The organism is Streptomyces sp. NPDC091287 (genome assembly GCF_044768525.1).
In the GTDB taxonomy this organism is placed as follows: Bacteria; Actinomycetota; Actinomycetes; order Streptomycetales; family Streptomycetaceae; genus Streptomyces.
On record NZ_JBIVUV010000016.1, the window covers coordinates 45976 to 57206 of the forward strand.

General features: G+C 68.7%; 10 protein-coding genes. 5 read left to right on the forward strand and 5 right to left on the reverse strand.

Translation table 11 applies throughout. The features are described 5' to 3' along the window. Positions 1-185 precede the first annotated feature (185 nt). Entirely contained in the window at positions 186-2453 is a 2268-nt protein-coding gene (locus ACIQRW_RS25975) for a (Fe-S)-binding protein (protein ID WP_403764480.1), read from the reverse strand. 95 nt (positions 2454-2548) lie between these two features. Continuing rightward, entirely contained in the window at positions 2549-3163 is a 615-nt protein-coding gene (locus ACIQRW_RS25980; protein ID WP_403764482.1) for a sugar transferase, read from the reverse strand. Between the two features lie 675 nt (positions 3164-3838). Between ACIQRW_RS25980 and dnaK the strand changes: the two genes are divergently transcribed. From dnaK to ACIQRW_RS26000, 4 genes are all read left to right on the forward strand, one after another. Continuing rightward, on the forward strand, positions 3839-5692 hold the full coding sequence (dnaK, locus tag ACIQRW_RS25985; RefSeq protein WP_359615946.1) for a molecular chaperone DnaK: 1854 nt from the start codon (positions 3839-3841) through the stop codon (positions 5690-5692). Further along, entirely contained in the window at positions 5689-6339 is a 651-nt protein-coding gene (gene grpE / locus ACIQRW_RS25990) for a nucleotide exchange factor GrpE (RefSeq protein ID WP_215109771.1), read from the forward strand. Before dnaK ends, grpE begins: the two co-directional genes overlap by 4 nt. A 96-nt stretch (positions 6340-6435) precedes the next feature. Next, positions 6436-7629, forward strand: a complete 1194-nt coding sequence (gene dnaJ / locus ACIQRW_RS25995) for a molecular chaperone DnaJ (RefSeq protein WP_403764485.1) — start codon at positions 6436-6438, stop codon at positions 7627-7629. A 1-nt stretch (position 7630) separates the two neighbouring features. Further along, on the forward strand, positions 7631-8083 hold the full coding sequence (locus ACIQRW_RS26000; RefSeq protein WP_381748323.1) for a heat shock protein transcriptional repressor HspR: 453 nt from the start codon (positions 7631-7633) through the stop codon (positions 8081-8083). 159 nt (positions 8084-8242) lie between these two features. On the opposite strand, the gene ACIQRW_RS26005 is transcribed toward ACIQRW_RS26000, so the two are convergent. Next, the gene (locus ACIQRW_RS26005) at positions 8243-8767 is read right to left on the reverse strand and encodes a hypothetical protein (RefSeq protein ID WP_403764487.1); all 525 of its coding nucleotides are present in this window, start codon (positions 8765-8767) and stop codon (positions 8243-8245) included. 143 nt (positions 8768-8910) lie between these two features. Then, positions 8911-9945 (reverse strand): helix-turn-helix transcriptional regulator, encoded by a 1035-nt coding sequence (locus tag ACIQRW_RS26010; RefSeq protein ID WP_403764489.1) that lies wholly within the window; start codon positions 9943-9945, stop codon positions 8911-8913. Positions 9946-10294: 349 nt separating this feature from the next. Here ACIQRW_RS26010 and ACIQRW_RS26015 point away from each other — a divergent pair, with 349 nt between their 5' ends. Continuing rightward, the gene (locus tag ACIQRW_RS26015) at positions 10295-10615 is read left to right on the forward strand and encodes a hypothetical protein (protein WP_003967571.1); all 321 of its coding nucleotides are present in this window, start codon (positions 10295-10297) and stop codon (positions 10613-10615) included. A 124-nt stretch (positions 10616-10739) separates the two neighbouring features. Here the strand turns inward: ACIQRW_RS26015 and ACIQRW_RS26020 are convergent, their stop codons facing one another. Then, positions 10740-11141, reverse strand: a complete 402-nt coding sequence (locus ACIQRW_RS26020; RefSeq protein ID WP_403764492.1) for a TIGR03618 family F420-dependent PPOX class oxidoreductase — start codon at positions 11139-11141, stop codon at positions 10740-10742. Between the last annotated feature and the right edge of the window lie 90 nt (positions 11142-11231).

Genomic DNA, 11231 nt, shown 5'->3' on the forward strand with positions numbered 1-11231 from the left:
GGAGCCGTGGCGGACTTCATCCGGGGCACATGATGCTCCAGATACGTCGTCGCGTACATGCCCGAGTTCACCGTTCGCGTGCGGCGGTCGTCACGTCCGGGGGGCGGAGCCCCTGTGCCCCACGGAAAAGCGGCCGGTCCTGCCCCCGAGGCAGGTCCGGCCGCTCATCGCGTTGATGCGTCAGGTCACTTTGCCGGTTCGGGCTCCGGTGCGTCCACCCGCTCCGGCTCGCCCGCCGGATCGGCCGGGGTCTTCACCGACTCCAGAAGGAGCTGCGAGACGTCCACGACCTGGATGGACTCCTTGGCCTGGCCGTCGTTCTTCTTGCCGTTGACCGAGTCGGTCAGCATGACGAGGCAGAACGGGCAGGCGGTGGAGACGATGTCCGGGTTGAGGGCGAGGGCTTCCTCGACGCGCTCGTTGTTGACGCGCTTGCCGATCCGCTCCTCCATCCACATCCGGGCGCCACCGGCGCCACAGCAGAAGCCGCGCTCCTTGTGGCGGTGCATCTCCTCGTTCCGCAGCCCCGGGACCTTCGCGATGATCTCGCGCGGCGGGGTGTAGATCTTGTTGTGACGGCCCAGGTAGCACGGGTCGTGGTACGTGATCAGGCCCTCGACCGGGGTCACCGGGATCAGCTTGCCCTCGTCGATGAGGTGCTGGAGCAGCTGCGTGTGGTGGATGACCTCGTACTCGCCGCCGAGCTGCGGGTACTCGTTCGCGATCGTGTTGAAGCAGTGCGGGCAGGTCGCGACGATCTTCTTCGACGACTTGGGCTTCTTCGTCGCCGTGTCCTCATCGTCCTCGCCGTACGCCATGTTCAGCATGGCCACGTTCTCCTGGCCGAGCTGCTGGAACAGCGGCTCGTTGCCCAGGCGGCGGGCGGAGTCACCGGTGCACTTCTCGTCGCCGCCCATGATCGCGAACTTGACGCCCGCGATGTGCAGCAGCTCCGCGAAGGCCTTCGTGGTCTTCTTGGCCCGGTCCTCCAGGGCGCCCGCGCAGCCGACCCAGTACAGATAGTCGACCTCGGTGAGGTCCTCGACGTCCTTCCCGACGATCGGGACCTCGAAGTCGACCTCCTTGGTCCACTCGACGCGCGCCTTCTTGGCCAGCCCCCAGGGGTTGCCCTTCTTCTCCAGGTTCTTGAGCATCGTGCCCGCCTCGGACGGGAACGAGGACTCGATCATCACCTGGTAGCGGCGCATGTCGACGATGTGGTCGATGTGCTCGATGTCGACCGGGCACTGCTCGACGCAGGCGCCGCAGGTGGTGCAGGACCACAGGACGTCCGGGTCGATGACGCCGTTCTCCTCGGCGGTGCCGATGAGGGGGCGCTCGGCCTCGGCGAGGGCGGCCGCGGGAACGTCCTTGAGCTGTTCCTCGGTGGCCTTCTCGTTGCCCTCCATGTCCTTGCCGCCGCCGGCCAGGAGGTAGGGGGCCTTGGCGTGCGCGTGGTCGCGCAGCGACATGATCAGGAGCTTGGGGGAGAGGGGCTTGCCGGTGTTCCAGGCGGGGCACTGGGACTGGCAGCGGCCGCACTCGGTGCAGGTGGAGAAGTCGAGGATGCCCTTCCAGGAGAACTGCTCGACCTGGGAGACGCCGAAGACCGCGTCCTCGGCCGGGTCCTCCCAGTCGATCTCCTTGCCGCCCGACGTCATCGGCTGGAGCGCGCCGAGCGCGACGTCGCCGTCGGCGTTCCGCTTGAACCAGATGTTCGGGAAGCCGAGGAAGCGGTGCCAGGCGACACCCATGTTGGTGTTCAGCCCGACCGTGATCGCCCAGATCATCGTCGTACCGAGCTTGATCATCGCGAACAGGTAGACCAGGTTCTGCAGCGTCTCGACGCTCAGCCCCTTGAAGGCCAGCACCAGGGGGTACGAGGCGAAGTACGCGGGGCCGTAGCTGTCCACGTGGTGCAGCGCGCCCTCGAGGCCGCGGAGCAGCATGATCGCGGCGCCGATGATCAGGATGATCGCCTCGACGAAGTACGCCTGGCCCATCTTCGAACCGGTGAAGCGCGACTTGCGGCCCGCCCGCGAGGGCAGGTTCAGCTGGCGGATCGCGATCAGGACGAGGATGCCGAGGGTCGTGCCGAGTGCGATGAACTCGATGTAGACCTCGTACGGCAGGAAGGTGCCGATGTACGGCAGCACCCAGTCGGCCTTGAACAGCTGGCCGTACGCCGTGACGATCGTCAGGCCCAGGGTCAGAAAGCCGACCGCGACGAACCAGTGGGCGACGCCCACGATTCCCCAGCGGTTCATGCGGGTATGGCCGACGAACTCCTTGATCAGGGTGATCGTCCGCTGCTTGGGGTCGTCGGTGCGGCTGCCTGCTGGTACCGACTGTCCCAGGCGGACAAAGCGGTAGATCTGCGCGACGGCTCGGGTGATGAGCGCAACGCCGACGACCGTCAGCACCAGCGACACGATGATCGCGGCGAGTTGCATTTCGGGGCTCCTCGGGCCTGCGAGAGCGGGATCCAGTTACTACTGCCCGCTACTACTAAGCAGTAACTTAATTAGTCTGTGCTGACACTATCCACTTATTCCACCGGGCTGTAGTCGGGTCGTCGGTGATCTGCGTCGCTCAGGTGTGCCTTGGTTCGACGGGCCTTCCGGAGCCGCGTCCGCAGGGGATCGCGTGCGGCTTCGGCGAGGATCGCCAGGTCGAGCACCACTCCATGGTGCTCTGCGTAGTGCTGGTCCAGCAGAGCGGGGTCGTCCCACGGCATGCCGGAGCGGGCGCGCACCTGCGCGAGACCGGTCAGTCCCGGCCGCAGTTCCTGTCGCCACTGCCGGGCGCCGGACCCTGTGGCCCGTGGGTCGCCCGGGGCCAGCGGTGCGGGGCCGACGAGGGAGAGGTCGCCGCGTACGACGTGGGGCAGGCGGGAGAACAGGTCCAGCCGGAGCCTCCGGGTGCGCAGGGTGCGCAGCTCGAAGACCCGGCCGCCCAGGCCGGCCCGGGGCCGGTGGTCCCAGGCGCCGCCCGGGGCGCGCCGCACGCTCAGGGCGAGGGCCGCCGCGGCGACGGCGGGGGCGGTCAGGATCAGCAGAGCGGTGCCGAGGGTCAGGTCCAGGACGCGTTCGGCGGGTGTGCGCGGGAGGAAGTGGTCCGCGAGTCGCCCGGCCCGGTCGGCGAGGCCGGCCAGGTGTGCCACGGGGCGCGAGGGGAACTGGCCCCTGACCGTCCCTGTCACTGTCCTGTACGGGGACGGGTGCGGGGATGGGTGTCGGGGTGGGTGCGGGCCCGCGTGCGGATGTGGGCGCGGGCGCGCCTCGTACGGTGCCGGGCTGTGCGGCTCCGCACCGGGCGGCACCGGGCGGGGCCGGGCCGGGAGGGGGAGTGGCTGTCGCGGTTGCTGGACCTGTCGGCCCTGGTTGCCTTGCCGGCTCTTCCGGCCCTTCTGACTCTTCTCGCTCTTCTCGCTCTTCTGGCTTCTCTGGCTTCTCTGGCTTCTCTGGCTTCTCTGGTTCTTCCGCCGTACGCGCGGCTTCCTCGCGTTCTGCATCGCGCCCGCCCGGGTTCGAGGTTCGATGGTGTGACGATCCACGGTGAAACCTGCCGGTCGGTGACGGTTACGACCGTCTCACGGCATTTTGTGACAGAACGATCCCACGGTGAGACGGTGGGGTGGGTGGTGCGCGAGGGGTGTGGCGTGCGCGGGTGCGGTCGTGGGGTGGCCGAGGAGGGCGGGCGGAGGGCGGACGCGCCTTGGGTGTGCTCTATGTGAGCACTTAAGTTGAGCGTAAGAGACTCAGGTCTGTTGACTCCGGCGTCGGCGTCATGCATCCTTGAGTCAGATCCACTCAAGTAGTCAGTTGGAGGAATTGAAATGGCACGTGCGGTCGGCATCGACCTGGGCACGACTAACTCCGTCGTCAGCGTTCTCGAAGGCGGCGAGCCCACCGTCATCACCAACGCCGAAGGCGCCAGGACCACGCCGTCCGTCGTCGCCTTCGCCAAGAACGGCGAGGTGCTCGTCGGCGAGGTCGCGAAGCGCCAGGCGGTCACCAACGTCGACAGGACCATCCGCTCCGTCAAGCGCCACATGGGCACTGACTGGAAGATCGACCTGGACGGCAAGAGCTTCAACCCGCAGCAGATGAGCGCCTTCATCCTGCAGAAGCTGAAGCGCGACGCCGAGTCCTACCTGGGCGAGAAGGTGACCGACGCGGTCATCACCGTCCCGGCGTACTTCAACGACTCCGAGCGTCAGGCGACGAAGGAGGCCGGCGAGATCGCGGGCCTGAACGTCCTGCGCATCGTCAACGAGCCGACCGCCGCCGCGCTGGCGTACGGCCTCGACAAGGACGACCAGACGATCCTCGTCTTCGACCTCGGTGGCGGCACCTTCGACGTGTCCCTCCTGGAGATCGGCGACGGCGTCGTCGAGGTGAAGGCCACCAACGGTGACAACCACCTCGGTGGTGACGACTGGGACCAGCGCGTCGTCGACTACCTGGTGAAGCAGTTCGCCAACGGGCACGGCGTGGACCTGTCCAAGGACAAGATGGCTCTCCAGCGTCTCCGCGAGGCCGCGGAGAAGGCGAAGATCGAGCTCTCGTCCTCGACCGAGACCACGATCAACCTGCCCTACATCACGGCGTCCGCCGAGGGCCCGCTGCACCTGGACGAGAAGCTCACGCGCTCGCAGTTCCAGCAGCTGACCGCGGACCTCCTGGACCGCTGCAAGACCCCGTTCCACAACGTCATCAAGGACGCGGGCATCCAGCTCTCCGAGATCGACCACGTCGTTCTCGTCGGTGGCTCCACCCGTATGCCCGCCGTCGCCGAGCTCGTCAAGGAGCTGACCGGCGGCCAGGAGGCCAACAAGGGTGTGAACCCGGACGAGGTCGTCGCCATCGGCGCCTCGCTCCAGGCCGGTGTCCTCAAGGGCGAGGTCAAGGACGTCCTGCTCCTCGACGTCACCCCGCTGTCCCTCGGTATCGAGACCAAGGGAGGGATCATGACCAAGCTCATCGAGCGCAACACCACGATCCCGACCAAGCGTTCCGAGATCTTCACGACGGCCGAGGACAACCAGCCGTCCGTGCAGATCCAGGTCTACCAGGGCGAGCGCGAGATCGCGGCGTACAACAAGAAGCTCGGGATGTTCGAGCTGACCGGTCTGCCGCCGGCCCCGCGTGGTGTGCCGCAGATCGAGGTCGCTTTCGACATCGACGCCAACGGCATCATGCACGTCGCCGCCAAGGACCTCGGCACCGGCAAGGAGCAGAAGATGACCGTCACCGGCGGCTCCTCGCTGCCGAAGGACGAGGTCAACCGGATGCGCGAAGAGGCCGAGAAGTACGCGGAGGAGGACCACGCCCGCCGCGAGGCCGCCGAGTCGCGCAACCAGGGCGAGCAGCTCGTCTACCAGACGGAGAAGTTCCTCAAGGACAACGAGGACAAGGTCCCGGCTGACGTGAAGACGGAGGTGGAGACCGCTGTCGGCGAGCTGAAGGAGAAGCTCAAGGGCGAGGACTCCGCCGAGATCCGCACGGCCACCGAGAAGGTCGCGGCCGTCTCCCAGAAGCTGGGCCAGGCGATGTACGCCAACGCCCAGGCCGAGGGAGCCACCCCGGGCGCCGACGCCCCGGGCGACGGTCAGGCCAAGGCCGATGACGACGTCGTCGACGCCGAGATCGTGGACGACGAGAAGGACACCAAGGGCGGTGCGGCGTGACCGAGGAGACTCCGGGCTTCGAGGAGAAGCCCGACGTCCCCTCCGGCGCCACCCCTGATGACGCCGAGCCGAAGGCTGCCGACTCCTCCGAGGAGGAGGCGGCGGCCCCGGCCGGGGACCTCGACCCGACCGTCGGTCTGACCGCACAGCTGGACCAGGTACGCACCGCGCTCGGTGAGCGCACCGCGGACCTCCAGCGGCTCCAGGCCGAGTACCAGAACTACCGCCGCCGCGTCGAGCGGGACCGGGTCACGGTCAAGGAGATCGCTGTCGCGAACCTCCTGTCCGAGCTCCTGCCCGTCCTCGACGACGTCGGCCGCGCACGGGAACACGGCGAGCTGGTCGGCGGCTTCAAGTCGGTGGCCGAATCGCTGGAGACCACCGTCGCGAAGCTGGGCCTCCAGCAGTTCGGCAAGGAGGGCGAGCCCTTCGACCCGACGATCCACGAGGCCCTGATGCACAGCTACGCGCCGGACGTCACCGAGACGACCTGCGTGGCGATCCTGCAGCCGGGGTATCGCATCGGCGAGCGCACCATCCGCCCCGCGCGGGTGGCCGTCGCCGAGCCGCAGCCGGGCGCCACGCCCGCCGCGGCCAAGGAAGAGAAGACAGACGACGAGGAGAGCGGTGGCACCGAGGAGGTCTGACGGCAACGCGTCTGACCACCACGGTGCCCACCGACCGGCCCGGCGGCCGGCCCACGGGCCGGCCGCTCGGCCGATCGTCCGGAAGGAGGGACGTCGATGAGCACGAAGGACTTCGTCGAGAAGGACTACTACAAGGTCCTCGGCGTCCCCAAGGACGCCACCGACGCCGAGGTCAAGAAGGCGTACCGGAAGCTCGCCCGCGAGTTCCACCCGGACGCCAACAAGGGCGACGCCAAGGCGGAGGAGCGCTTCAAGGAGATCTCCGAGGCGAACGACGTCCTCGGTGACCCCAAGAAGCGCAAGGAGTACGACGAGGCGCGCGCCCTCTTCGGCAACGGCGGCTTCCGGGCCGGCCCCGGTGGTGCCGGCGGCAACTTCAACTTCGACCTGGGCGACCTCTTCGGAGGCGGCGCCCCGGGCGGCGGCGGACAGGGCGGCGCGGGCGGCGGCTTCGGCGGCGGGGGCGGTCTCGGCGACGTCTTCGGCGGGCTGTTCAACCGCGGCGGCACGGGCACCCGTGTCCAGCCGAAGCGCGGCCAGGACATCGAGTCCGAGGTGACGCTCAGCTTCACCGAGGCGGTCGACGGGGCCACGGTCCCGCTCCGGATGTCCAGCCAGGCGCCCTGCAAGGCGTGTTCCGGCACCGGCGACAAGAACGGCACCCCCCGGGTCTGCCCGACCTGCGTCGGCACCGGCCAGGTCTCGCGCGGCAGCGGCGGCGGCTTCTCGCTCACCGACCCCTGTGTGGACTGCAAGGGCCGGGGCCTCATCGCCCAGGACCCGTGCGACGTCTGCAAGGGAAGCGGCCGGGCGAAGTCGGCGCACACCATGCAGGTGAGGATTCCGGCGGGCGTCTCCGACGGCCAGCGGATCCGGCTGCGCGGCAAGGGCGGTGCGGGCGAACGCGGCGGTCCGGCCGGCGATCTGTATGTCGTCGTCCACGTCGACGCCCACCCGGTCTTCGGCCGCAAGGGCGACAACCTCACGGTCACCGTGCCCGTCACCTATCCGGAGGCGACGCTCGGCGGCGAGGTCAAGGTCCCCACGCTCGGCGGCCCCCCGGTCACCCTGAAGCTTCCCGCCGGCACCCCCAACGGGCGTACGATGCGCGCCCGGGGCAAGGGCGCGGTGCGCAAGGACGGCACCCGCGGCGACCTGTTGGTCACCGTGGAGGTCGCGGTCCCCAGGGACCTGGGCCAGGAGGCCAGGGACGCCCTGGAGGCCTACCGGAAGGCGACCGCGGACGAGGACCCGCGGGCGGAACTGTTCCAGGCTGCGAAGGGAGCTTGAGATGGACGGCCGTCGACGCAATCCGTACCAGCTGACCGATGAGACACCGGTGTACGTGATCTCGATCGCGGCCCAGCTCTCGGGCCTGCACCCGCAGACACTGCGCCAGTACGACCGTCTCGGCCTGGTCTCCCCGGACCGTACGGCCGGGCGCGGTCGGCGCTACTCGGCCCGTGACATCGAGCTGCTGCGCACCGTGCAGCAGCTGTCGCAGGACGAGGGCATCAACCTCGCGGGCATCAAGCGGATCATCGAGCTGGAGAACCAGGTCGCGGCCCTCCAGCAGCGCGTCGCCGAGCTCTCGGCGGCGGTGGACGGCGCGGCGGTCGCCATGCAGCAGCGCGAGGCCCAGGTGCACGCCTCGTACCGTCGGGACCTCGTGCCGTACCAGGACGTGCAGCAGACCAGCGCGCTGGTGGTCTGGCGGCCGAAGCCGAAGCGGCCGATGGACTAGAAGCGGCCGATGGACTGGAAGCGGCCGATGGACTGGAAGCGGCCGACGGACCGGAAGCGGCCGACGGACCGGCGTCCGGCGGGTCCCTTCGTACGCCCATGGGGCCGGGAGAGCGGATGAACGCTCTCCCGGCCCCATGGCGTGTGCGGGGCGTGGGGACTACGGCAGGAACTCGCTGACGGTTTCGACCACCATCATCCACATCGGCTGGCCGCCGGTGCCGAACGCGGCGGCCAGCGCGTAGCCGATCGCCGCGTCGCGCGGCTCGACGGCAACCTTGGACCGCCACTCGGCGAGCACCCGCCGGTCGCCGTCCGAGGAGAAGTCCCCGAGGCGCTTGCCGTTCCGGGTCAGCCGGCTGCTCGGGATCGAGTCGGGCACGAGCCGGTAGGACGTACCCGCGCAGCGGACGTCGACCCGGTAGGAGCGGCGGCTGAGCTTCCCCTTGGCGGGCGTGATCGTCGCTTCCCGGCCGTCCACGGTGAGCGTGAGGTGGCGGGGGTCGCGGGTGCCGATGGTGATGTGGTCGTCGACCGCCGCGCCGGGGGCGCGGGTGAGGACGACGCGGGGGATCCTCTCGCCGCTCACGACGAGCGTCTCGCCCTGTTCGCCCGCGAGTTCGACCAGGATCTCCCCGTGGTGGTCGTCCTCGACGGCGGCGGGTATGGGGGTGGTGTCGTTCATCCGGTCTTCGTGGTCCTTCTGTCGCGTGGCGGGAACGCGTCAGGTCGGTCAGGCCTGACGTACGGAATTCTCGCAGGCGGCAGGGGAGTTCGGGATTCCACCGGCCGTCCGCCCTGTCACCGGTCGTCCGCCACCGGGCGCGGTCACGCTCCGGGCTCGGGGGTGAGCGCGTGATCGGGGCCTGATTCCAGGATTCCGGATCGTGCGATCAAATAGCCGAGCTGGGCCCGGCTGTTGCTGCCGAGCGCGACGCTGAGTTTGGCGATGTGCGACCGGCAGGTGCGTACGTTCATGCCGAGGCGGCGGGCGATCGCCTCGTCGACGTGGCCCTCGACGAGCAGTTTGGCGATCGAATGTCTTACCCCGGAAATGCCGTCCGTCGTGGAGTCGTACGGAATCTGTTCCTGGAGGGGTACCGCGCGATGCCAGAACTGCTCGAAGACCTTGGCGAGGTACTCCACGATGCCGGGGTGTCGCAGCTCAAGGGCTACGGTGCGGTCGTCGGTGGCCGGTATGAAGGCGACGGTGCGGTCGAAAATCATGAGCCGCTCTATCAGCTCCTCGAGTGTGCGGATCTCCACCTTGCTCTCGGCCATTCGGGCCGCGTAATTGAGGGTTCCATGGCTGTGGCGCACGGTGTGCTGATACAGAGTGCGCATGCCGACGCCACGTTCCGTGAGCATCTTGCCGCGTTCCATGGCGATGGTGAGCGCGTTCTCGCTGCGCCCGCCGCCCGGCTGAATGGTGAGGACTTCCGAACGGCACTCGGCGAGGGCGAGTTCGATCGAGGCGTTGATGCGGCCGATGCCTTCGAGAACCGTAATGGCGTGTGTGGTCGGCGGAGCCTGGGCACTGATCGCCATGAAGGGTTCGAACGCCTCGGTGAGCTCCACCGAGAGCCGCCTTCGCTCCTGGATCTCCCGCTCGATCGGGTGGAGCCGCTGCGTGAGCGCCGCGGACGGCGGCACCGGCCGTAGCCAGGTGGGGTCGTCGGGATCGGGATGGAGCAGGGCGAATTCCAGCAGACACGGCGCGTCTTCCGCCTCGACGCGAGCTATTTTGCCCACACTCAGCGCACTGGCGTAGAGCCGTGCTCCCTCGTCACACAAGGCACTAACCGAGTGGGGATGTACTGCTTTGGTGCTGTCTGTGGTCAATTCTCCACCCCCCAGGAACATGAATCAGCAGGAACATGATGCATCGCTTCTGTGGCGTTGACGTGCCTGGATAGGCCATCGTCTTGTTCTGCGGGGGAGAGGAAACCTTGGAAGTGAGGACGAAGCCCATCATGAGTAACAAAACGCTTCGCTCGGTGCTTGCTGTTGCCTTCTCCGTTGGGCTGACGACCGGGGCGCTGAGTGTTCTTGACCTCGTTGAGGGCGGCGTGACCCACGGTGCGGCCGGCGCGCAGGTGCAGGCCGCTCCGCCTCCGGACCTGGCCTGGGACTCGATGCCCGCACGGACGACGGGGGCGGAAGCAGCCCCCGGGTCGCTGTCGGAGAACGCCCCTGCCGCACGGGGTCGGGTATGAGTACCCCGCCGGACGACCGCACCTTCCGGCGCGAGATGGCAACCGCCTATCGCTCAGGGTGGCATTTCATCGATCTGCTCACGGCACTCCCCCGCCGTGGCGACTCGTTGATGGTCACCCTGTTCGGAGAGCCGATCGTCGTGGTGATGGAAGAGGACGAGGACGTCCGCGCCTATCGCTGTCTCCGTCGGCCGCGCGGTGCGCCGCAGCCGGTCCGCTGTGCCGTGAGGTACGGCATGATCTTCGTCAATCTCGATCAGCGGGACCACGAGCTGTTCGACGCAGAACCACTTTCCGCCACCCCCCGCAGTGCCTGAGCGATTCCCCCGTCGTCACCTATCGCTCCGGCGCTTCCCCCACACAGCGGCGCCACCGTGACCTGAACACGGTGGCGCCGTTGTGCTGTTCCCGTACGGGGGCGGCTTCCGGGGAAGTCGTGGGTCAGGCCTTGCCGAGCGCCCGGTCGAGGGTGATCTCGATGACGACCCGGGTCGGGTTGATCCGCGGGGCGCGGCCGTAGCGCGCCTCGTGACGGGCTTCCGCGTCCGCGACGGCCTCCGGCTCCGTGCGGATGACCGCGAGGCCCTCCAGGGTCGCCCAGCGGGCCCTGTCGATCTGACAGACGGCCACGCGTGCCCCGCCGGGGCCGGCGGCCCGGATGTTGGCGACCTTGCGGCTGCCCCCGTCGGTGATCACGCGCGCCACCCCCGCCTCCGGGTCGTACGTCACGCACACCGGCACCACGTGCGGCGTGCCGTCCGGGCGGGGCGTCGTCAGGGTGGAGAGGTGGCTCTCGCGCCAGAACGCGGCGTATGCGTGAGTGGGGTGGTGTACGTCTGCCATGAGGGCAGCGTACGAGGGGCGTCGCCGAGGGCCCGCAGCGCGTGCGCGCAATGCCTTGAGTGGAATAGACTCAACTTTGTGTAGGTTGAT